Origin of the sequence: Dysgonomonas sp. 25, from assembly GCF_010501075.1 — a bacterium.
GTDB lineage: Bacteria > Bacteroidota > Bacteroidia > Bacteroidales > Dysgonomonadaceae > Dysgonomonas.
Map to the genome: position 1 here is coordinate 83,869 of NZ_QVMN01000003.1, position 19,628 is coordinate 103,496.

The following is a 19,628-nucleotide window of genomic DNA, read 5'->3' on the forward strand; positions in this document are numbered from 1 at the left end:
GATGGACGTACAGGAACTATACAGCTTGATAGAAGGGGAGGAGCAATTGGACAAATCGCACCAATCCGCCTTGAAAGCTCTTGTCGGGGAATATCCTTATTTTCAGGCAGCTGTATTCTTGTATCTGAAATCGTTGTATATCGATAATATCGATTTGTTCCGAACCGAACTCGAACGGTTGAGTATGGCTGTTTCGGATCGTAAGGCGCTGTTTTTCTTTATAATGGGAGAGGAATATAAAAAATACACCTCACAGACGAAGAAAAAGGAACTACCCGAAGATAAGACAGAAGCGTTACTTAACGCTTTCTTTGAGGCAAAAGGCCAAGATGAGGAATCAGATACTATACCGGAATACGAGCTGGGCTATTCGTCTTTGATATCGTCTGATTATCTGACTTATATGGCGAAAGTCGAGCAGACGGGAGCAGAAGAAAGCGGTTCAACCGATACATCCGGGAATAAAAGCCTGAAACATCAGGTTATCATCGATTCGTTTATCAAGAAATCGGAAGAAGAAGGCGGTATACGCATCACGGCTGACAGTCAGGAATATATAGCTCCCGACACCGCTTCCGAAAAAGAAGAAGAACTGGACGACGACTTGTTCTTCACCGAAACGCTGTCTAAAATCTATATAAAACAGCGGAAGTATGAGAAGGCCTATAAAATAATTAAACATTTAAGTTTGAATTATCCGAAAAAAAATGTTTACTTTGCAGACCAATTGAGTTTTCTCGAAAAATTGATTATAAATTCGAAATTTAAAGATAAAATATGACTTTAACGACTGTATTTACCGTATTGATTGTAATAGCATCTATCATCCTCATTTTAGTTGTACTTGTCCAAAAATCGAAAGGTGGAGGTTTGGCATCGAATTTCTCATCGTCAAATGCTATCATGGGTGTCCGTAAGACAACCGACTTCATTGAGAAGGCGACTTGGGCGCTTGCAGGATTCATTATTATCCTGAGCATTGCTTCTGTCACTCTTCGTGTGAAAGGACAGGCGAAAGAGAGTTCGGTATTGGAAAATGCTCCGGTTCAGCAAAACAATATTCCGGGATTCCCATCTTCGCCGGATAACAATCAGAATAATCAGTAATATCGATTTTTAAGATATAGGAGATACCTGCTAAATTATCATAGCAGGTATTTTTTTACTTTACATTGTGCCAAAAGGTTAATTCACTATAAAATAGCTTCGGCAGGCTTGATATATCGAAAAATATGTATATTTTTGAAAAAGAAAATTAATTAGTCACTAAAACTCATAAAACTATGTCAGAAGAATTAAACAATCAGCCTCAACAAGAGCCACAATCGGCTGCTGAAAACAATGAGGCGCAAAACCAAACGGCCGAAACTAACAATACTACGCCTCCGCAGCAAACACCTCCGCCTGCATCGCCAACTCCTACATCAGGATATACTTCGATGTATGAGAAGCCGGCATCAAGCAATGACCTCAATGATGCTGTAATGCCTAAGAACAATATGGCGTTGGGTATTGCCGGTACAGTAATAAGTGTACTTGCTTGTTGTACTTTCTTCTGGTGGATACCAGGGTTAGTCCTTGGGATTGTTTCTATTGTGTTCTCTACACAAGTAAAATCTAAATTCAACGCCGGAGATATCGATGGTGCAGAAAGTGCTGCGAAGAATGCTAAGATATGTGGTTTCATTTCTATTGCATTGGGCGGTCTTGCGCTCCTATACCTAATCATTATCTTAATCACTTCTGGTCCGGTATTTATGGAGGAATTCAACAGACAAATGGAAATGCAAGGATATTAATCCTTCCTACCCGATATAATAAAGGAAAGGTAATTCGTCAGCAATTACCTTTCTGTTTTTATATACATGAAAAGATATATCTTACTATCACTCGCTATTCTGCTGCCGGTATTGTTCCTGCTGTCCTACTATTTCTTTTTCAGTACGGACGGCGGTGTTACCTATAACGGAGAACCTTGTGCCATCCACGAGGCCACAGGATGGGAATGTCCCGGGTGTGGAGGCCAGCGCGCAGTCTATTTCTTTCTACATGGACATCCTATACAGGCATTGAGGTATAATGCCTTGTTTGTCTTGTTAGCTCCTCTTTTTATATACCTCTATTACGTTTGTGTACAGGTATATATAATGAAAAATAGGAAATACGAGCAAAGTATTGTCTTTACACTGACTTATGCTATCTGGATATTCGGAGCTATCTTGCTATTCTTCCTGTTGCGCAATATTCCTTTCACTCCGTTTACCTACTTCAATTCACATTTTTAGTCGATACAAATCGCTCAAAATCGGCTTGGCTTCCCTTATAAACATTCAGGTCGACTTCTGTTTCAATTCCTTCTAAATGTCCTCTGTTGGCAAATTGCCAGAATGCCCATTCCTTCTTGTCAGGGAGCGAAGGGGTAGACAATATATCTCTTATCCAGACCGGATTTTCGGGAAACTGTCCGATTAGGTATTGCTTATAAAACTCATTGGTCGAATAGATAATAACCCGTTTTTGGTAATGCTGCTCTACCATGTTGATATAGGTGGTTATTTCGGCCATCAAGTCGGCTACCTGATTCTCTTTTCTGCAATTACCTCCGAACTCTAAATCGATGGCGGGAGGCATATTGGTACTGTCATTCGGCACAGAGGCGATAAAGTTCAGGGCTTGTTCCTCGCCGGATCTACAGAAAGTGAAGAAATGATATCCTCCTACTGCTATACCTTGTGCCTTGGCCTGTTTCCAGTTGTGCTCAAATAAAGAATCTTTATGATCGCCGCCTTCTGTTGCTTTTATAAAGGCATATTGTACGCGTTGTTTATCCAGCACCTCCCATCGGATATCTTTCTGATGGTGCGAAACATCTATTCCCTGTACGGGATAATCTTCCAGCGAAGGATAATTCATCCGTATATATCCCTGATAGAAAGCATAACGAATGCCGATTATTGCTATGGCAGCAACAATAAGGGTTGTAATAATTGAAAGGATAATAAGTCTTTTCTTCATTTAAGTGCTAAGATAATACTTTCTTGAATCTTTCCAAGAAAATATCAGCTTGTTCTTTTGTCAGGCAAAGAGGGGGTAATAGACGAAAGACATGTGTACCCGTTGCACCGGTAAAGACTTTTTCTTCGAATAACAGCTTGGTACGCTTCTCTTTAATCGGCTCGGTAAACTCCATGCCTATCATCAATCCGCGTCCGCGAACCTCTTTTATCTGAGGGAATTTTTTCAACTCTTCCATCAGATAAGCGCCGATAGTTGCGGCATTTTCGACCAGCTTTTCCTTCTTCATCACATCCAATACGGCAATAGCTGCCGCACAAGCCAGATGGTTGCCGCCAAAGGTCGTTCCTAACTGCCCATATACAGCCTTAAACATCGGATTGATTAACACGGCGGCCATCGGGAAACCGTTTCCGATTCCTTTGGCAACAGTGATGAGGTCTGCCTTAATGCCGGCATATTGGTGGGCAAAGAATTTACCCGAACGTCCGTAACCGGACTGTATTTCGTCGAGGATGAGGATGGTACCGGTTTCGGTACAAACGTCTCTCAATTGTTGAAGGAAATCATCCTGTGGTATTTGTATTCCGGCAACGCCTTGTATCCCTTCGATGATGACAGCGCAATATTCTTTCGATACCAGTTCTTTTTTGACGAACTCAATATCGTTGAACGGAGCAAAGACAACATTCTCCGTTTGGTTTACAGGGGCGGAGTAGGCAGGTATATCGGTTGTCGCCACCGTCACCGATGTGCGCCCATGAAATGCCTTATTGAAAGCCAGCACCTTCTTACGTCCATTGTGGAAAGATGCCAGTTTTATTGCGTTCTCGTTGGCTTCTGCTCCCGAGTTGATGAGGAATAAGTCGTAGTCGGGATAACCGCATTGTTCTCCCAGCTTTTGAGCGACTTCGACCTGCAATTTGTTTATAACCGAATTGGAATAAAAGCCTATGAGGTTGAGTTGTTCGGTCAGTTTTTCTACGTAGTAAGGGTGTGTATGCCCGATGGAAATAACAGCATGCCCGCCATACAGGTCGAGATACTCATTGCCTTTTTCATCGTATACATAACAGCCTTTTCCTTTTACTATATTTAAATCGAATAACGGGAATACGTCGAATAGTTTCATTGTCCTTTACTTTTTTTCCAATTGTATAATAATAAATTCTTGCGTGCAACCTTATCGTTTATTCTGATAGCGGAAATATCTTCTATTTTATGAACAGCTGTTTCATATATGTTTCCTGAATTTTCTATTTCTGTAAAAACAAAATGAGTACTGCTTATAATATCTTCCACAAAACCTGTATAAAATTCCCCATTACTTTCAAAATGTAATATAAGACTTCTGTCATTCAAACATTCGTGCAATATAGGCAGTATACCTTCTGAAGCAGAATTCAACTTAAAGTACTTTGATGCATCTCCGGATGTGCTAAGTTCTTTATTATGTTCTATCAGATACTGTATGCGATCGATATATTCTCCTTTAATACTAATTAAACGAATATTGGAATAAGGTAGATTAACGCTTCCATCCTGTTCGCCATATTTGGTATAATGCTGTATCTGGACAGTATCCTTATTATAGCTTAGTACATATCCACAAAAAAAGCTACTATCTCCATATTCGTGGAAACAATAAATCCTTTTTTCTTCAATTGATTTATCTAACAGATTTTTTAACAGATATAATTCCATTTTTTAAAAAGCGCTTGCTTTCAACTTCAGACCTTCCGTTTCGTCCAGTCCGAAGATAAGGTTCATATTCTGGACAGCCTGTCCGGATGCCCCTTTCAATAGGTTATCTATGCAAGACAGAACAAGCAGTTTCTTACCGTGTTTCTCTACATGTACAATACATTTGTTGGTATTGACAGCCTGTTTCAGGTCGGGATTTTTATCCGTCACCACCGTAAAAGGCGCATTGGCATAGAAATCGTTGTAGAGTTTTGCGGCATCCTCTTCTGTTCCGTCATAATCGACATATACAGAGGTGAATATGCCACGTGTAAAGTTCCCGCGAACAGGAATGAAGTTAATATCGGACGCGAAATCCTCTTGCAATTGCACCAACGATTCAGCAATCTCTTTCAGATGCTGATGATCGAATGCCTTGTAAACAGAGATATTGTTCTCGCGCCAGCTGAAATGCCCGGTAGCGCTCGGCTTAACGCCTGCACCTGTCGAGCCGGTTATACCGTTTACATGTATTTCGGAGTTCAATAATCCCGCGTTAGCCAATGGCAACAATGCCAACTGAATAGCAGTAGCAAAGCAGCCTGGATTAGCGATATAGTTTGCTTTTTTTATCTCCTCCTTATTTATTTCCGGCAGGCCGTAGACGAATTTATTGCCTTTGGTTTTGTGACGGTAATCAGTCGATAAGTCGATAATTTTCAGGTGATCGGGAACATTGTTTGCTTCCAGAAACTTCTTCGTATCGCCATGTGGCGTGCAAAAGAAAAGTACATCTATCTGCTCGTACGGCAACTGGTCGGTAAAAGACATCTCCGTATCGCCCAATAAGCCACCATGAACGTCGTAGAGTTTATTTCCGGCATTGCTGGTACTGTTGACGAATACCAATTCTACTTTCGGGTGAATCAATAACAATCGTATCAACTCTCCGGCCGTATAACCTGCTCCACCTATAATTCCTGCTTTTATTTTCATTCTTGTTCTATTATATTTAAACACGGAGTTACACTGAGTTCTGTCACAGAGTAAACGGAGTTTTCACTCAATGTGTACCGCTATTATACTATATATCTTTTAATCCCGTTTTTCAAAGAAGGAACATTGAAATTCATCAGAAAACCAATTTTGCAATCAGATAACTTCAAATATGTCAGAAGTTGAGCTGTGTGAACATCTGTTAGCTGTTCCACTGATTTTAGTTCGATAATGACCTTATTCTCAATCAATAAATCGATTCGATAGGCCGCATCAATAGAGACATTTTTATAGACCAATGGCAATTCTTTTTGTTGCTCTACAAATAAACCCGATTGAAAAAGCTCGTATCTCAGGCATTCCTCATATGTTTTTTCGAGTAGTCCGGGACCTAATTCGCTATGAACAGTATATGCACAAGACAATATTTTTTGAGTTAAGTCCTTTTCTATTAACATCCTTTTGTTTGTTTTTACTCTGTGAAACTCAGTGGATAACTCCGTTCGACTCCGTGGTTAAAAAAGATTATTTCTTATTCTTTTCTTGCACGTTATGGTATATCTTGTTCGGGATAGAATAGATTTTCGTGAAACCTTTAGCATCGTCAGCCGTCCAGGCCTTATTGATTTCTCCATACTCGCCGAAGTCCGCTTTCATCAGGTCGAAATCGCTTTCTACCCCTACCAATGTATAATGATAAGGTTTCAACTCTACGATAATCTTACCCGTCACATTGTGTTGCGAACTTTCGAGCATCGCCTCGATGTCGCGCATCACAGGCTCGAGGTATTGCGCCTCGTGCAGGAACATGCCATACCAGTTGCCGACCTGCTCTTTCCAGTATTGCTGCCACTTGCTTAGCGTATGCTTCTCGAGCATTTTGTGCGCATTGATAATCACCAACGGGGCAGCCGCTTCGAAGCCTACACGCCCCTTGATGCCGATAATGGTATCGCCGATATGCATATCGCGCCCGATGGCATAGGCCGAAGCTATTTCTTCTATCTTCTGAATTGCTTTAACCTTGTCTGTATATTTCTCCCCGTTAACGGCGGCTATCTCTCCTTCTGCAAATTCGATAGTCAATGTCTCGTGGCCGTTCTTTGTCAATTGGGAAGGATAAGCCGATTCGGGCAATGTCTGATTCGATTTCAATGTTTCCTTTCCGCCGATACTCGTTCCCCAAAGTCCTTTATTGATAGAATATTCCATCTTGGAGAAGTCGGCTTCGTAGCCGTGCTCTTTAAGGTAGTTGATTTCGTACTCGCGGGTAAGAATCATATCGCGCGTAGGTGTAATGATTTCGATGCCCGGAGCAAGCACATCGAATGTCAGGTCGAAACGGACTTGGTCGTTTCCTGCGCCTGTACTACCGTGCGCTACTGCGTCGGCACCGATTTCCTTGGCGTAATTGATAATGGCTATCGCCTGAAAGATGCGTTCCGAGCTTACAGAGATAGGGTATGTTCCATTTCGCAGGACATTGCCGAAAATCATATACTTGATGCTCTTCTCGTAATATTCCTGTGTAATATCCAGCGATACATGCTTTACCGCGCCAAGTTTATAGGCTTTTTCTTCGATAACCTTCAATTCTTCAGGCGAAAAGCCTCCGGTGTTGGCAATCGCCGTATACACCTCGTAGCCTAAATCGGCAGATAAATATTTGGCACAAAACGATGTATCTAATCCCCCACTGAATGCCAGAACCACTTTCTTTTTCATTTCTTCTTTATATTTTTCTTTAATTCTTTCATTATTTCTTTTACTTCCTTCTTTTCCTTATGCTTAGCCGGATCGAAAAGCATAGCCGTACAAATACAGTAGCGGCGGTCGGTACGTTGCAGGATGTCGTAATTGACACATCCTTGACAGCCGCGCCAGAAAGCCTCGTCATCGGTTAGTTGCGCAAAGGTTACGGGTACGTATCCCAGTTCCGAATTTATCTTCATCACGGCAGCACCCGATGTCAGACCGAATACTTTAGCATCGGGAAACATCGTACGTGCCAGCGCAAAGGCTGTACGCTTAATCCGTTTTGCCAAGCCGTGTTCGCGGAACTTTTCTACAACGATAAGCCCCGAATTGGCTACAAATTGTTTGTTTCCCCACGACTCGATATAACAGAATCCGGCAAACTCGCCATCCACCGTAGCGATGATGGCTTTGCCTTCCTTCATTTTCAGTTCGATATAGTCCGGTGTACGCTTGGCGATACCTGTGCCGCGCACTTTGGCTGCCGCTTCGATGGTATCGAGTATCGTTTGTACAAATACAATATCATCGTCGGTTGCCACCCTTACTATTATCTCGGGAGTACTGGTTGTTGTATGCGGCATGATATTCTTGATAGTGTCTAATGTTGTCAGTTCCATTTTTTTATGATTCCTTCCTACTTGATAGGGATAAAGGCAGCTAATGAACGAAGGACTTCCTGCTTGCTCTTTTTGTCGCGCGGTATAACCAGTATCGTATCGTCGCCTGCTACTGTCCCCAGAATCGTATCGGTTGCTTTATTATCTATTTCGGCGGCAATGCCCATAGCATATCCGGGGCGGGTTTTGATAACGGCCAGATGTCCCGAGAATTCGATGCTGACAAAGCCATAGGAAGTGATACTTGTCTTTTCCTGCATGTGGGCTATATTATCCGTCATTTGATAAATGTAATCACCATTCTTTCCGGGAATCTTGATTATCTTCAGCTCTTTGATGTCGCGCGAAAGGGTTGCCTGAGTCAATACAAACCCTGCTTTTGTAAGCATGCACAACAGTTCGTCCTGATTGTGCACTTCGTTCGTCCTGATAATTTCCTTTATCTTTTCGTGTCTGTATTTTTTTGTCATTTGTATAAATATACGATTTAAATGCAAAAATATACATAAAATTGCATATTCATATCTTTTTAAGCAGAAATTTTCGGTCCTATGGTTAAATTAGTTGAAAGGTAGGTCTGCGCTTACCTTAGTGTATCCAATTCGCCTGTGACGCGGTCATATTCTTTTTGCTTATCTATCCCCAGTTGTGTCATGTTGAAATAGACATTTTGCAATTTATACAAAGCACTTCTTATGTCCGGAGTATTGTCTTTCGATTGGACTACGGCATAAGCTTCTTCCATGTATGGAAGCGCCTTCTGATATAAGCCGATGATTTTTTTATTGAGCTTTTTTCGTGCCTTTTTCTTCAACTGGTTTTTATCCGTGTCATTTAGTTCCTGTGCTTGGATGGCATACAAGACGCCCAGCCCATTCAAAGCCCGTAAACATTGCTTATTTATCTGCAAGGCTCTTTTATATTCCTTCTCAGCCTCTGTATATTTTTTCTCTTGTACCAGAATAGTTGCTTTGACAGTGATATATTCGTCCGAGCTCCCTATATTCCGTTCGATTAGGTTATCCAAAAACTTCATAGCATCGGCGTAATTCTCTGCCAGCATATACTCATTGATAAGCGTAGAGGCAAGGTATAAATTATCGGGGAACCGGGATGTTCCCTTATACAGTATATTCATATAAGCATCCTTGTCACCTGCGTTTTGGTAGTTGAGAGCTAAAAGCTCGTAAGGATCACTTTCTTTATATATCTCGTTCGGTACATATGGTTCGGCAATTACCCGTTCGAGCAGGCGGGTAATCTCTTTATTGTCATTAGACTGTATGGCACAAATGGCTGCATAATACAAAGCATAAGCATCCACTTCGGATGTCTGCAATGAGTCTACCCGTTCGTCCGAAAATATTCTGAGAAAAGGATAGTCTGCATATATTTCGAAATATTCTGCTGATTTGATATATTCTTGCTTCTCATTATAATATACGCCTGCATTCGCAAAATAGGCGCGTATCTTCTGCAATTTCTGTGCAACATCCTGCACATGAATATTGTTGCCCATATCGTTATCCTCAAGGTTCTGAGCCATCAGGTCGGATTTGACATAGAGATAATAAGCCTCTTTCAGCGCCGAATACATTCTGTCGTAGTCGCTTTTCCCTCCTATCATTTCTTTGTCAAGTTCCTCCTGTATGATTTCATATTTCTCATCGCCTTGGGTTTTCCATTCGCGCGCATCATACAGGCTGCCCTGCGAAAATAGATACAGAGGCAGAAAGAGAAATAGTAATAAGGCTGTCGTTTTAGTTTTCATTGTGTGTGTTTAGTTAGGTGTTTTAACTGTTGGAAATATAGGTTACTTCTTTGAATGCAAACTTTCGTATTTGCTTATCTTTCGTTTCGAGATGCAGGATACCCGTATCTTCGATATCGGCTATCCTTGCTTCGAAAGGCTGTGTGCCATCGTCGTACCAATAATAGCCTTCGCGCCTGAACAAGGCGGATTTGTAAGCTGATATAATATCGGCTGTCTTCCCGTCTTTCAGGTTATTATAATAGAGTACAATCTTATCTGTTATTCCATAAAGGATATGTTCGATATTGTATTCTTTGCCGGTAATTTGTTGCAGCGAAACGGGGTTCGGGGCATCGCTTACGAATGTTTCCTGGTTGATGTTTATGCCGATACCTATCACCGATTGCTCAATTTTATTGCCGATGAGGTTGTTCTCCACCAATATGCCGCATATCTTCTTTTCCTGCCAATAGATGTCGTTCGGCCATTTGATGGTTATGCCGTCGGTGTGCTCGCTCAACACGTCTTTGATGGCTAATGATACCAGCTGCGAAAGGATAAATTGTTTATCGGCATGTATGAAGCCGGGTTGTAATAAGACGCTGAACAGTAAGTTTTTCCCCCTCTCCGATTCCCATACGTTGCCCCGTTGGCCTTTCCCTGCCGATTGATAATCGGTGCGGACGATAGTCATTTCGTCCACAGGTGTTTTCAGAGCCAATTCTTTCAGGTAGGTATTGGTCGAATCCGTTTCCGTGAGGTGGATAATTTGAGGCATCGGGTTAACTGTTCTTATATATCTCTTGGTACTTTTTGGGGAGCTTTTTGATGACTTCTTCTACCGAATGGTCTATTAGTTCCTTCAATAGCTTATCCGAAATATCGCTGTGCAAATAGACCGAATTCCACATCAGTTTGCTGGCATGATAGCCGGGCCTTACACCTTCGTATTGTTCGCGCAGCTCCACCGCCCTTTCGGGATCACATTTCAGGTTGACGAAAAAATCGCCGTCTTTCGGTTCCAGCCCGATATAGGCAAACATCTTATCCATTACCTTGAAAACCAAGGTCGTTTCGTCGAAAGGGAAACATTCGGCAGCTCCTTTCACTTGCAGGCAATATTCGCGTAGTTGTTCGATATTCATGATATTAAGACTTACATAATAGGCGACAAAAAGGCATCTTCGATGTATTCGATGTCCAGCCCTTTCCCGTTGAGGGTTACGGCTGCTATATCGAAGCGTGCAGGCGAATCGATATCATTATCCCGAAGGTAAAAATCGGCCGCCTCGACAATCCGCTTTATTTTGCCTTTTGATATGGCCTCTTCCGGATTGCCCCACTGGTCGGATGTACGGGTTTTCACCTCGACAAAGACTATCCACTCTTCGTGGCGGGCGATAATATCTATCTCGTACTTCTCGTAGTGCCAGTTGCGGGCAATGATGGTATAACCTTGCTCTCGAAGCATCTTGGCAACAGCCTCTTCGCCCAACTTTCCCAGTTCGTTATGGTTAGCCATAAGGGACAAGCTTTTTATTTGCCTTGTCATACACAGGCACAATATCGATAGCATCCAGCGTAAGGCAATAGTCGGCATCTTTCAACAGACCATTACTTTCCAGCCGTTTGATGTGTTCCGATTGCCCGACGTATTTCCGTATATCATTTTTAGCTTCGCGCCACATCTGCATGGCAATAAGCGAAGCATCGGACGCCGACTGCCAGCCCTTAAATTTAAGTACGGCAGCTAAAGCTCCGCCAAAGAGGGTATCTTCCATATTGAAGCGGTTGTTCCACCCTGCACACAGGATGATAACATCCTTACCCTGTTCCAGACAGAAATCGAGCGTAGCCCTGATATTTACAAAGGCCCCGATTATCAGTTCCGAAGCGTCTTTTGCCTGTTCTATGGCCTGTGTGCCGTTGGTCGTGGTGAAGACTATATCTTTTTCTCCGACCTTCTCGGGAGTATAATCGAAAGGCGAATTTCCGAAATCGGCAAAATCGCAACGCTTGACATTCCGTTCTGCTCCTACCAAGTAGCCTTTTTCCTTATATGCTTTCGCTTCTTCGATGGAGGCGACCGGAATAACCGAGCTCGCTCCATTATTCAGTGCGGCGCACATCGTAGTCGAAGCCCTGAAAATATCGGTCACAACTACCACCTTGTCCGCATCGCCTGCATAGTAGGGATAGAGGGCGGGAGAGAAGCAAACATCTACTGTCATCTTACAACGCTGCTTTTAAGCGGGTAAGCCGTGTCAATAATCCTTCCATCTGATCGAGCGGTAGCATGTTCGCTCCATCCGATAGGGCATTGGCACAATCGAAGTGCGTTTCCATAAACAAGCCGTCTACGCCGGTGGCGATACCTGCCTTGCACATGGTTTCGATTAGTTGCGGTTGTCCACCCGTAACGCCCGAAGCCTGATTCGGCTTTTGCAGGCAATGGGTTGCATCCAGAATAACAGGGAATCCGAACGCTTTCATTTCGGGTATTCCACGGAAGTCAACAACGAGATCGGAGTAGCCAAAAGATGTTCCGCGATCGGTTATCATCACGTTGTCGTTGCCCGAATCCACTACCTTCTGGGCAGCGAATTTCATTCCCGAAGGAGCCAGAAATTGCCCTTTCTTGATGTTGACAATCTTGCCTGTTTCTCCGGCGGCAATCAACAAATCCGTCTGGCGGCAGAGGAAAGCGGGGATTTGGAGCACGTCGACATATTCGGCAGCCATAGCCGCTTCGGTTGTCTCGTGTATATCGGTCACAGTAGGTACGCCGAACGTTTGTCCTACTTTCTGCAATATCTTTAGTGCTTTTTCGTCGCCGATTCCGGTGAAAGAATCTACGCGCGAACGGTTTGCTTTGCGGTACGAGCCTTTGAAGATAAGTGGTATGTTCAATTTCGATGTCATTCTTACCAGCTCATCGGCTATGCGCAGTGCCATTTCTTCCCCTTCGACCACGCATGGGCCTGCCATGAGGAAGAAGTTATCAGTCTTGAGATCTGTTACTTTCATTATGTGGATATAGTTTGTTTATTTTGGCTATTGTTATGTACAAAGATACGACTTTTTCTTTGTTTGCGGAAGCAAAAAACACCTCCCTGTGAGGGAAGTGTTTGTATGTTTATTCTTCTTCTTTGATATGTCCTTTATTTCTTCGGAACGGCAGCATATCGTTGATTCAGGATCGTCAATATTTTGTCCGTTATATCATATCCTCCTTTTGCAACGATGATGTTGTCGTGTCTGTTATTCAGGAAGATAAATTCGTAATTAGCTGTTTTGTTGTACTCTTCTATACAGGTTTTGATAGAATCGGATATCTGAATTGTTGTTTCCTCTTGCTCTTTTCCCAATTCGTTTTGCTGGCGTTGGTATGTTTCCTGGAAATCGGTAGCCATCTTGGCTATGCGGGCATATTCCTGCTGCATTCTTTCTTCTGTCAGGAAAAGTCCTTTTTGCACTTTCCGGTTGAATTCGGCTTGTGCGTTCTCAATATCTTTTTGCTTTTTCGATAGATTAGCTTCGATACTGGTCATTCTCTTGATTAATTTGTCATTTGCGTCTTTCGCAAAATCGTAGTTTAGCAAAAGCGAATCGACTGTAACATAGGCAACAGGCAAAATGGCTGCTGTGGAATCGTTTGCACCCGAAGCTCCGAGGTCTGATCCGTCAGCGCCGTTTTTGGAAGTAAAAAATAGCACAAAGAGAATAATGACGGCTACTACAAGCACGCCATTGATAACATAAGTAAGGTTCTTCATTTATTTTTAATTTGGTTTATATCAAATTGGTTTCCAAGTCAAATTCGCTCTCTGATTTTTAATTAGCAAAAAGTCGTATGTAAATTGAAATGTATACAAAGATATAGTATATTGTTAAATAGAATCTATATCAAAATATTTAAAAGATGTGAAAATGCGTAGATAAGACGCTGTCATCTTCTTTTTTCTGAAAAATAATTTCCCATTTATTACGTTTCTGCTTTTTAGACATTTCGAATATAGATAAAACCTTTTACAAATCTATATAAAATAAAGATAAAAAAATAACGTTATTGTTAATGTTGCCGAAAGTCTTCGGATTTGTAATGAAATTTGCGTATCTTTGTAAGAAATACATTACATAAATTTCACAAACTAAAGAGCTTGTAATTTTAATTATGAAAAAATATTCATTAATAATTCTACTCACTTCCTTTCTTATAGCTTTTTCAAGTTGTACAAATAATAGTGATAATCCTAACAATGGCGGAACCGTTTTGCCCGGAGATAACCCAGATCTGACAGATATCGGAGAGGATCTTATTATATCGAAGGAAAACATCGAAGGAACATGGGAGCTTTTCTATACGAGCAAGAAGGTGAATACCACAAGAGAAATGCGTGAGCCTTCCGACGATGGGGCAACTGTAGATTTCCTTTCGAATGGAAGATATACCGAGGAAAACTCCTTAGGTGAGGACGGTCTGGATGAACCGGGATATTATTCAATTGTGAACGGTGGACAAAAACAAGACTCATTGAAGTTCGTATTTGTAAGCCCTATAACAGGAGAAGATACAACGACATATGCGTTTATCCATCAGTTGACGCCTAACATTATGATCCGCAAGGAAAGATACTCGAAGAAAGATACAGCGAATACGTCGATCTTGTATAATGTTACCGACTACTTATATTTCAGAAGATTACCGGTTACCAAGCCAGATAAAACATTCGGTTTGATAAAGACCGGCAAAAAAGAAGAATTCGTAAAGAATGATTATATCAATGGCAAATGGGTGCTCATGAAGACGATGGAACGGAGAAGTACCGACGGGGTAAGTTGGAGCAATCTGGAAGATATATACACCGAAGCAAACGGATCAACTTACGAGTTTAGAAAAGCATCGCGGGAATTCGAAGAGGTCGGCCCGAATGGGAATGTAGGCGCTGTAGGTGATTACCGTTTGATTGACGATGTTGTCCACTTATACTATCTTGGTCCGAATAATGTTCCGATGAAAACAGTTATGAGAATACAGGAGCAAAAAGAGAACTCATTTATCTGGTACCGGGAGGATGTGACTTTCTCTTCTACAGCGAAATTTACAATTCTACGCCAATACTCTTATTACGAAAGGATAGATTAAGATTTGTACGATATAATATCCCTATATAAGCGGCGTAATTACGCTGCTTTTTCTTTTTCGAGTAACCAGGTATTCTTCGATTTCAGGGACAAGACCGAATCGTTGAGCAGCATGATCTGGAAAGCGAAAGAAGAGCCTTTTTCTACCCATATCAGGTTATAGTTTTTCACCTCGAAAAGGTCTTTCCTCTGGAGTTGCCCGTTTACCTCTTCGATAATCGTATCGCCTACGAACGAAAGATAAACGACGTCGGACAATTCTTTCGGCTTCTCCATTCCCGGCGAAGAGTAAGATATTTCTTTCAAACGCCATTTTCCCTGCAACAGTTCCTTATTCTTCTCGGTACTGTTATAGGGCTTGCAGGCTGCAAAAATAATAAGGCTTAGAAGAGTTGTTAGAAAATAATACTTCATTACCTGATATAAGATACATAATAACGGCTGCAAGTTACAGATAAATTCTTTACTTTGTAGCAAGTACCAATCAAAAAGAATATTATGAAGACTATCGGGAACATAATTTGGTTCATTTTCGGAGGGGTGATGATTGCTATCGAGTATTTCCTTGCTGGACTGACATTGATGCTGACAATTGTAGGTATACCTTTTGGTATTCAGTGTATAAAGCTGGGCGTGCTGGCTCTGTGGCCTTTCGGGCAGAAAGTGGAGAAGTATAATAAGCCACTGCCGTTAGGATTGCTCAATGTCGTCATGAACATTATATGGATAATAATTGGCGGATTCTGGATAGCGCTTACACATCTCTTCTGGGGAATCATATTTTGCATTACCATCATCGGAATCCCGTTTGGCAAGCAGCACTTCAAGATGATCCGCTTGGCCTTGTTCCCGTTTGGCAAGACGATAACTTAATTAATATACCATAAAACTGAAACGCTATGAAAACCTTCCTGAAAAGCACACTATTACTACTTCTCGGGCTATTCTGTTTTATCCCGGATTATGCACAAAACCCTCCGGGGCAAATGTATGAATTAGTCAAGATGCAGAACGGAATGCGCAACCGCCGCATCAGCAGTTACGACCGTTCGGGCAACAACCGCGATCACCTCACTAATATCGAGATAGGCGAGAAACGGACAATCGCCGAGATAGAAGGAACAGGTATGATAAACCATATCTGGATAACCATGTCTCCGGGGCCGGATCGCCTGAACCGTAACGACATCATAATACGGATGTATTGGGACGGCAATGAATATCCGTCTGTCGAATCTCCTATCGGGCCATTCTTCGGTCAGGGATGGAACGAGCAATATAACTTCGCGTCCCTCCCTCTTTCCGCCGGGCCGGCCAAAGGTACAGGATTGTCGTCTTACTTCCTGATGCCTTTTGCCAAAGGTACGAAGATAGAGATAGAGAATCAATCGGAGCATAGGATAGAATGTTTCTACTTTTATGTCGACTATTACGAAACCAAGAAGTTACCTGCCGGTTTGGGGCGCTTCCACGCATGGTACAATCACAATCTGACCGAAGCTTTGCCGCAAGGCGAAAACGAATGGGCGGTAACGGGTGCGCAGGGCGAAAACAAAAGCGGCGCGCGCAACTATGTGTTTGCTGATATAAAAGGTAAAGGACACTTTGTTGGCATCAACTATTATGTGCATTGTCCTACTCCTATGTGGTATGGCGAAGGCGACGATATGTGGTTTATAGACGGCGAAACAACCCCATCGCTGATTGGAACGGGGACTGAAGACTTCTTCAATACTTCGTGGTGCCCGAAGGAGGAATTTTATCATCCTTATTTCGGCTATCCGCGCGTAAACAATGATGTAGGATGGCTGGGGCGGACACACGTATACCGTTTCTTTATCAACGATCCCGTATATTTCGAAACCAGCCTGAAAGCCACCGTAGAATCGGGGCACGAAAACAACCTGACCTTGGATTTGGCTACAGTAGCCTATTGGTATCAGTCCGAAGCTTGTAAGCTACCTTCTGCACCATCGAAAGAGCAACGCAAATTGAAAAAGCTGATCAGTGTGGAAGATATCCACAGGTGGCGCCACGAATGGCGTAAGAATATGGGAAACAGCCCTACATTATGGGGTGATGAAAGATAATCGAAATACTCTCTTTATAATAGAAAAAGCTCCGCATTATTGTGGAGCTTTTATTATACTAATTCCCGAAATCGCAGATGTAGAAGAAGGTATAGTCGCCTACCGTTTCTTCGCCTACGTTCACCCATCTTTCCTTGCCTTTGGCGGGAGTTGTACGCACGATACGCTTGCCGGTGGAATCATAATCTTCGACCCACAATACCCGCAAACGGCTGTTTACGCAATCGTATTCGCTATAATGGATACTATAGCTGAGGTCGTTCCATCTGTTGGCTTTTTCCGGCTTGCCCATTTTGGTATATTCCTTTCGGATTTTGTCTATTTCCCGCAACTTCCTTTCGGAAGTCAGGTATACCCGTTTCTCGATGGCAAAGATTGTTGCCCCTTCGCGGCGGATGGAAGTGGTATCTACCAGTATGTCTACATCGTCGGCAGTTGCCATCAGAACCCAGTTGTCAGGATTGACAGAGCCTGTCAGCTGCTTTTGTGTACTACAGCCCGAAATCAAAAGTAAAACGGCCGAAAGAAAAGATAAAGCGAATATTCTGTACGTCATAGTGTTGTTTGTTTTAGTTCTATTCTTATTTCTGATATCATTCAAATATAGTGAAAGCCGAGTGCAATCAAGCTTGCCTGAAATTGCCGAGGCGTATCCTATATTCTACAAATATACCGAATCTTCGGCTATTATTATCAGCTATTAAGGGGAAACGTTTTGCAATGCTGTCTTGTTCGGAAAAGGCAATATCTTCACTTTTACGTTAAAAGGTTTGGTTTTGAGGAATTAAGGAGATACCTTTGACGCCCGAATTTTGTAGCATAAATTTAAGCCGAAAGGTATGAATTGGTTAACAGAGACGCTCCTTTTACCGTCGAGCATTCAGGCGGTTATTGTTTTGTCCGTTGTCAGTGCTATAGGGCTGCAATTGGGCAAGATTAAGATATTCAACATTTCGCTGGGTATTACCTTTGTCTTTTTCGTTGGGATTATTGTCGGGCATTTCGACCTCGATATGAACAAAGATATGTTGCAATACGCCCAGAATGCCTCGCTCGTACTCTTTGTCTATGCACTCGGATTGCAAGTCGGGCCGAGCTTTTTCTCCTCGCTGAAAAAAGGTGGATTCAGGCTGAATATGCTATCCTTCGGGTTGATACTGACCTCCTTCATCCTGACAATTATATTCAGTTATGCGACCGATATTTCCTTGCCCAACCTGATAGGTATCCTTTCGGGAGCGACTACCAATACACCCGTACTTGGGGCGGCACAGGAAGCAATGACGCAAATCGCTACCGAAGATTCTTCCGTTCTTTCGGGCATGGCATCGGCATGTGCTGTGGCATATCCGATGGGTGTAGTCGGTGTTATTCTGGCAGTTGCTGTGATGCGTGTTTTCTGGGGGCCAAAAGAGGATTCCGATGTCTCGCACCAGAAGAAGGATACGGAAACCTACGTCAGCGAATTTCTGATTGTCAATCCTGCAGTAGACGGACTGACAGTCGGCGAGCTGATGAAGCAATCGCCCAAGAAGTTTGTTATATCGAGACTTTGGAGAGATGGCAAAGTCACTATCCCCATTTCCACTACACAGTTGCAGCTGCACGACCATTTACTGATTATCTCTATAAAGTCGGATACCGATTCCATCAAACTATTATTGGGCGAGCAGGAAAACGTAGACTGGAACAAGGAAGATATCGACTGGAACCATATCGATAACAGCCAGTTGGTTTCGCGCCGGATTATTGTGACCAAGAGCAAAATCAATGGTGTCAAACTCGGCACATTACGCCTGCGGAACACCTATAATATCAACATAACCCGTATCAACCGTGCAGGATTCGACCTTTATCCATCCCCCGATTTGACGTTGCAGATAGGAGACCGGCTGACTGTAGTAGGAGAGACCGGCGCCATAAATGCTGTAGCCAAGATATTGGGCGACGAAATCAAACGCCTTCAAAAGCCGAACCTGATAGCCATCTTTGTGGGTATAGCATTGGGGTTGGTACTGGGTGCTATTCCTTTGCCTTTCCCGGGATTGAGTATCCCCGTGAAACTGGGTATTGCAGGCGGGCCTATCATTATCGGGATATTGATGGGGGCATACGGTCCTCGCTTCCATGTGACGACGTATGCAACGCAAAGTACAAACCTTTTTATGCGCCAGTTTGGTATTGTCGTCTATTTAGCCTGTCTGGGCATCAGTGCCGGAGGAGATTTCTTCGATACGGTTTTCCGTCCCGAGGGGGCTCTTTGGGTGGGTGTGGGAGCTATATTGACTATACTGCCTGTCGCCCTTGTTGGCTTTGTTGCTATCAAAATAATGGGTGTCAGCTACGAAAAGACCTGCGGCATGCTGAGCGGAAGCATGGCTAACCCTATGGCGCTGGACTATGCCAATTCCACCGTAGATGGCGACGAGCCTGCCGCAGCTTATGCAACAGTTTACCCCGTAGCCATGTTTGCCCGTATCATCCTCACACAGGTATTGCTTCTCGTCTTTCTGTAAAAGAGAGAAGACCAGCCTCGCAAGGCCGGTCTTCGGTATATAATAATCTGAAAAG

The 19,628-nt window shown here is 42.8% G+C and carries 25 protein-coding genes; 8 read left to right on the forward strand and 17 right to left on the reverse strand.

The features are described from left to right. Position 1: 1 nt before the first annotated feature. The 4 genes from D0T66_RS05975 (at position 2) to D0T66_RS05990 (ending at position 2,285) form a co-directional block, all read left to right on the forward strand. Positions 2-781 carry a hypothetical protein gene (locus tag D0T66_RS05975; RefSeq protein WP_163356347.1) on the forward strand — a complete coding sequence of 260 codons (780 nt, stop codon included), beginning with the start codon at positions 2-4 and terminating at the stop codon, positions 779-781. Further along, positions 778-1,107: a preprotein translocase subunit SecG gene (gene secG / locus D0T66_RS05980; RefSeq protein WP_163356348.1), complete on the forward strand. Its 330-nt coding sequence runs from the start codon at positions 778-780 to the stop codon at positions 1,105-1,107. The genes D0T66_RS05975 and secG overlap by 4 nt, the downstream gene beginning before the upstream one ends. Before the next feature lie 176 nt (positions 1,108-1,283). Next, positions 1,284-1,799 (forward strand): CD225/dispanin family protein, encoded by a 516-nt coding sequence (locus D0T66_RS05985; protein WP_163356349.1) that lies wholly within the window; start codon positions 1,284-1,286, stop codon positions 1,797-1,799. 66 nt (positions 1,800-1,865) lie between these two features. After that, positions 1,866-2,285 (forward strand): DUF2752 domain-containing protein, encoded by a 420-nt coding sequence (locus tag D0T66_RS05990; RefSeq protein ID WP_163356350.1) that lies wholly within the window; start codon positions 1,866-1,868, stop codon positions 2,283-2,285. Here D0T66_RS05990 and D0T66_RS05995 read toward each other — a convergent pair. The 15 genes from D0T66_RS05995 to D0T66_RS06065 all read right to left on the reverse strand — a co-directional run bounded on the left by D0T66_RS05995 (position 2,269) and on the right by D0T66_RS06065 (position 13,598). Continuing rightward, positions 2,269-3,015: a GH25 family lysozyme gene (locus D0T66_RS05995; RefSeq protein ID WP_163356351.1), complete on the reverse strand. Its 747-nt coding sequence runs from the start codon at positions 3,013-3,015 to the stop codon at positions 2,269-2,271. The genes D0T66_RS05990 and D0T66_RS05995 overlap by 17 nt on opposite strands. Positions 3,016-3,022: 7 nt before the next feature. Next, a complete protein-coding gene (locus D0T66_RS06000; RefSeq protein ID WP_163356352.1) occupies positions 3,023-4,147 on the reverse strand; it encodes an aspartate aminotransferase family protein in 1,125 nt (374 codons plus the stop codon). Then, positions 4,144-4,719, reverse strand: coding sequence for a hypothetical protein (locus tag D0T66_RS06005; protein ID WP_163356353.1), 576 nt, complete (start codon positions 4,717-4,719; stop codon positions 4,144-4,146). The genes D0T66_RS06000 and D0T66_RS06005 overlap by 4 nt, the downstream gene beginning before the upstream one ends. Positions 4,720-4,722: 3 nt before the next feature. After that, positions 4,723-5,694, reverse strand: a complete 972-nt coding sequence (gene argC / locus D0T66_RS06010) for an N-acetyl-gamma-glutamyl-phosphate reductase (protein WP_163356354.1) — start codon at positions 5,692-5,694, stop codon at positions 4,723-4,725. Positions 5,695-5,777: 83 nt separating this feature from the next. After that, positions 5,778-6,152 carry a GxxExxY protein gene (locus D0T66_RS06015; protein WP_163356355.1) on the reverse strand — a complete coding sequence of 125 codons (375 nt, stop codon included), beginning with the start codon at positions 6,150-6,152 and terminating at the stop codon, positions 5,778-5,780. A gap of 67 nt (positions 6,153-6,219) precedes the next feature. Beyond that, the gene (locus tag D0T66_RS06020; protein ID WP_163356356.1) at positions 6,220-7,419 is read right to left on the reverse strand and encodes an argininosuccinate synthase; all 1,200 of its coding nucleotides are present in this window, start codon (positions 7,417-7,419) and stop codon (positions 6,220-6,222) included. Beyond that, on the reverse strand, positions 7,416-8,033 hold the full coding sequence (locus D0T66_RS06025; protein ID WP_163356663.1) for a GNAT family N-acetyltransferase: 618 nt from the start codon (positions 8,031-8,033) through the stop codon (positions 7,416-7,418). The genes D0T66_RS06020 and D0T66_RS06025 overlap by 4 nt, the downstream gene beginning before the upstream one ends. Positions 8,034-8,086: 53 nt before the next feature. Further along, entirely contained in the window at positions 8,087-8,539 is a 453-nt protein-coding gene (gene argR / locus D0T66_RS06030; RefSeq protein WP_163356357.1) for an arginine repressor, read from the reverse strand. 113 nt (positions 8,540-8,652) lie between these two features. Beyond that, entirely contained in the window at positions 8,653-9,840 is a 1,188-nt protein-coding gene (locus tag D0T66_RS06035) for a lipopolysaccharide assembly protein LapB (protein WP_163356358.1), read from the reverse strand. Between the two features lie 22 nt (positions 9,841-9,862). Next, positions 9,863-10,600 (reverse strand): biotin--[acetyl-CoA-carboxylase] ligase, encoded by a 738-nt coding sequence (locus D0T66_RS06040; RefSeq protein WP_163356359.1) that lies wholly within the window; start codon positions 10,598-10,600, stop codon positions 9,863-9,865. A 4-nt stretch (positions 10,601-10,604) separates the two neighbouring features. Beyond that, positions 10,605-10,967, reverse strand: a complete 363-nt coding sequence (locus tag D0T66_RS06045) for an MmcQ/YjbR family DNA-binding protein (RefSeq protein ID WP_163356360.1) — start codon at positions 10,965-10,967, stop codon at positions 10,605-10,607. Between the two features lie 11 nt (positions 10,968-10,978). Continuing rightward, positions 10,979-11,344, reverse strand: coding sequence for a YraN family protein (locus D0T66_RS06050; RefSeq protein WP_163356361.1), 366 nt, complete (start codon positions 11,342-11,344; stop codon positions 10,979-10,981). Then, on the reverse strand, positions 11,337-12,053 hold the full coding sequence (locus D0T66_RS06055) for a 2-phosphosulfolactate phosphatase (protein WP_163356362.1): 717 nt from the start codon (positions 12,051-12,053) through the stop codon (positions 11,337-11,339). The genes D0T66_RS06050 and D0T66_RS06055 overlap by 8 nt, the downstream gene beginning before the upstream one ends. A 1-nt stretch (position 12,054) precedes the next feature. Further along, entirely contained in the window at positions 12,055-12,849 is a 795-nt protein-coding gene (gene kdsA, locus D0T66_RS06060; RefSeq protein WP_163356363.1) for a 3-deoxy-8-phosphooctulonate synthase, read from the reverse strand. Between the two features lie 134 nt (positions 12,850-12,983). Beyond that, entirely contained in the window at positions 12,984-13,598 is a 615-nt protein-coding gene (locus D0T66_RS06065) for an OmpH family outer membrane protein (protein WP_163356364.1), read from the reverse strand. Between the two features lie 398 nt (positions 13,599-13,996). Between D0T66_RS06065 and D0T66_RS06070 the strand changes: the two genes are divergently transcribed. Next, the gene (locus tag D0T66_RS06070) at positions 13,997-14,968 is read left to right on the forward strand and encodes a hypothetical protein (protein WP_163356365.1); all 972 of its coding nucleotides are present in this window, start codon (positions 13,997-13,999) and stop codon (positions 14,966-14,968) included. 38 nt (positions 14,969-15,006) lie between these two features. Here D0T66_RS06070 and D0T66_RS06075 read toward each other — a convergent pair whose 3' ends face one another. Continuing rightward, on the reverse strand, positions 15,007-15,381 hold the full coding sequence (locus D0T66_RS06075; RefSeq protein ID WP_163356366.1) for a hypothetical protein: 375 nt from the start codon (positions 15,379-15,381) through the stop codon (positions 15,007-15,009). Positions 15,382-15,465: 84 nt separating this feature from the next. On the opposite strand from D0T66_RS06075, the gene D0T66_RS06080 reads away from it, so the two are divergent. Together D0T66_RS06080 and D0T66_RS06085 are read left to right on the forward strand one after the other, a co-directional pair. Beyond that, positions 15,466-15,840, forward strand: coding sequence for a YccF domain-containing protein (locus D0T66_RS06080; protein ID WP_163356367.1), 375 nt, complete (start codon positions 15,466-15,468; stop codon positions 15,838-15,840). A 26-nt stretch (positions 15,841-15,866) separates the two neighbouring features. After that, positions 15,867-17,057: a glycoside hydrolase family 172 protein gene (locus D0T66_RS06085; protein ID WP_163356368.1), complete on the forward strand. Its 1,191-nt coding sequence runs from the start codon at positions 15,867-15,869 to the stop codon at positions 17,055-17,057. Positions 17,058-17,115: 58 nt separating this feature from the next. On the opposite strand, the gene D0T66_RS06090 is transcribed toward D0T66_RS06085, so the two are convergent. After that, a complete protein-coding gene (locus tag D0T66_RS06090) occupies positions 17,116-17,613 on the reverse strand; it encodes a surface-adhesin E family protein (protein WP_221412180.1) in 498 nt (165 codons plus the stop codon). A 283-nt stretch (positions 17,614-17,896) separates the two neighbouring features. On the opposite strand from D0T66_RS06090, the gene D0T66_RS06095 reads away from it, so the two are divergent. Then, positions 17,897-19,573: a putative transporter gene (locus D0T66_RS06095; RefSeq protein ID WP_163356369.1), complete on the forward strand. Its 1,677-nt coding sequence runs from the start codon at positions 17,897-17,899 to the stop codon at positions 19,571-19,573. Positions 19,574-19,628: the final 55 nt, after the last annotated feature.

What these genes read in the sequence shown, in the direction of transcription:
- D0T66_RS06075 (WP_163356366.1), bottom strand. Translation starts at nt 15,381, where the DNA reads ATGAAGTATTATTTTCTAACAACTCTTCTAAGCCTTATTATTTTTGCA.
- D0T66_RS05990 (WP_163356350.1), top strand. Translation starts at nt 1,866, where the DNA reads ATGAAAAGATATATCTTACTATCACTCGCTATTCTGCTGCCGGTATTG.
- D0T66_RS06025 (WP_163356663.1), bottom strand. Translation starts at nt 8,033, where the DNA reads ATGCCGCATACAACAACCAGTACTCCCGAGATAATAGTAAGGGTGGCA.
- D0T66_RS06070 (WP_163356365.1), top strand. Translation starts at nt 13,997, where the DNA reads ATGAAAAAATATTCATTAATAATTCTACTCACTTCCTTTCTTATAGCT.
- D0T66_RS06085 (WP_163356368.1), top strand. Translation starts at nt 15,867, where the DNA reads ATGAAAACCTTCCTGAAAAGCACACTATTACTACTTCTCGGGCTATTC.
- D0T66_RS06065 (WP_163356364.1), bottom strand. Translation starts at nt 13,598, where the DNA reads ATGAAGAACCTTACTTATGTTATCAATGGCGTGCTTGTAGTAGCCGTC.
- D0T66_RS05995 (WP_163356351.1), bottom strand. Translation starts at nt 3,015, where the DNA reads ATGAAGAAAAGACTTATTATCCTTTCAATTATTACAACCCTTATTGTT.
- D0T66_RS06055 (WP_163356362.1), bottom strand. Translation starts at nt 12,053, where the DNA reads ATGACAGTAGATGTTTGCTTCTCTCCCGCCCTCTATCCCTACTATGCA.
- secG (WP_163356348.1), top strand. Translation starts at nt 778, where the DNA reads ATGACTTTAACGACTGTATTTACCGTATTGATTGTAATAGCATCTATC.
- D0T66_RS06000 (WP_163356352.1), bottom strand. Translation starts at nt 4,147, where the DNA reads ATGAAACTATTCGACGTATTCCCGTTATTCGATTTAAATATAGTAAAA.
- D0T66_RS06045 (WP_163356360.1), bottom strand. Translation starts at nt 10,967, where the DNA reads ATGAATATCGAACAACTACGCGAATATTGCCTGCAAGTGAAAGGAGCT.
- D0T66_RS06095 (WP_163356369.1), top strand. Translation starts at nt 17,897, where the DNA reads ATGAATTGGTTAACAGAGACGCTCCTTTTACCGTCGAGCATTCAGGCG.
- D0T66_RS05985 (WP_163356349.1), top strand. Translation starts at nt 1,284, where the DNA reads ATGTCAGAAGAATTAAACAATCAGCCTCAACAAGAGCCACAATCGGCT.
- D0T66_RS06005 (WP_163356353.1), bottom strand. Translation starts at nt 4,719, where the DNA reads ATGGAATTATATCTGTTAAAAAATCTGTTAGATAAATCAATTGAAGAA.
- D0T66_RS05975 (WP_163356347.1), top strand. Translation starts at nt 2, where the DNA reads ATGGACGTACAGGAACTATACAGCTTGATAGAAGGGGAGGAGCAATTG.
- kdsA (WP_163356363.1), bottom strand. Translation starts at nt 12,849, where the DNA reads ATGAAAGTAACAGATCTCAAGACTGATAACTTCTTCCTCATGGCAGGC.
- D0T66_RS06015 (WP_163356355.1), bottom strand. Translation starts at nt 6,152, where the DNA reads ATGTTAATAGAAAAGGACTTAACTCAAAAAATATTGTCTTGTGCATAT.
- D0T66_RS06040 (WP_163356359.1), bottom strand. Translation starts at nt 10,600, where the DNA reads ATGCCTCAAATTATCCACCTCACGGAAACGGATTCGACCAATACCTAC.
- D0T66_RS06020 (WP_163356356.1), bottom strand. Translation starts at nt 7,419, where the DNA reads ATGAAAAAGAAAGTGGTTCTGGCATTCAGTGGGGGATTAGATACATCG.
- D0T66_RS06035 (WP_163356358.1), bottom strand. Translation starts at nt 9,840, where the DNA reads ATGAAAACTAAAACGACAGCCTTATTACTATTTCTCTTTCTGCCTCTG.
- D0T66_RS06050 (WP_163356361.1), bottom strand. Translation starts at nt 11,344, where the DNA reads ATGGCTAACCATAACGAACTGGGAAAGTTGGGCGAAGAGGCTGTTGCC.
- D0T66_RS06090 (WP_221412180.1), bottom strand. Translation starts at nt 17,613, where the DNA reads ATGACGTACAGAATATTCGCTTTATCTTTTCTTTCGGCCGTTTTACTT.
- argR (WP_163356357.1), bottom strand. Translation starts at nt 8,539, where the DNA reads ATGACAAAAAAATACAGACACGAAAAGATAAAGGAAATTATCAGGACG.
- D0T66_RS06080 (WP_163356367.1), top strand. Translation starts at nt 15,466, where the DNA reads ATGAAGACTATCGGGAACATAATTTGGTTCATTTTCGGAGGGGTGATG.
- argC (WP_163356354.1), bottom strand. Translation starts at nt 5,694, where the DNA reads ATGAAAATAAAAGCAGGAATTATAGGTGGAGCAGGTTATACGGCCGGA.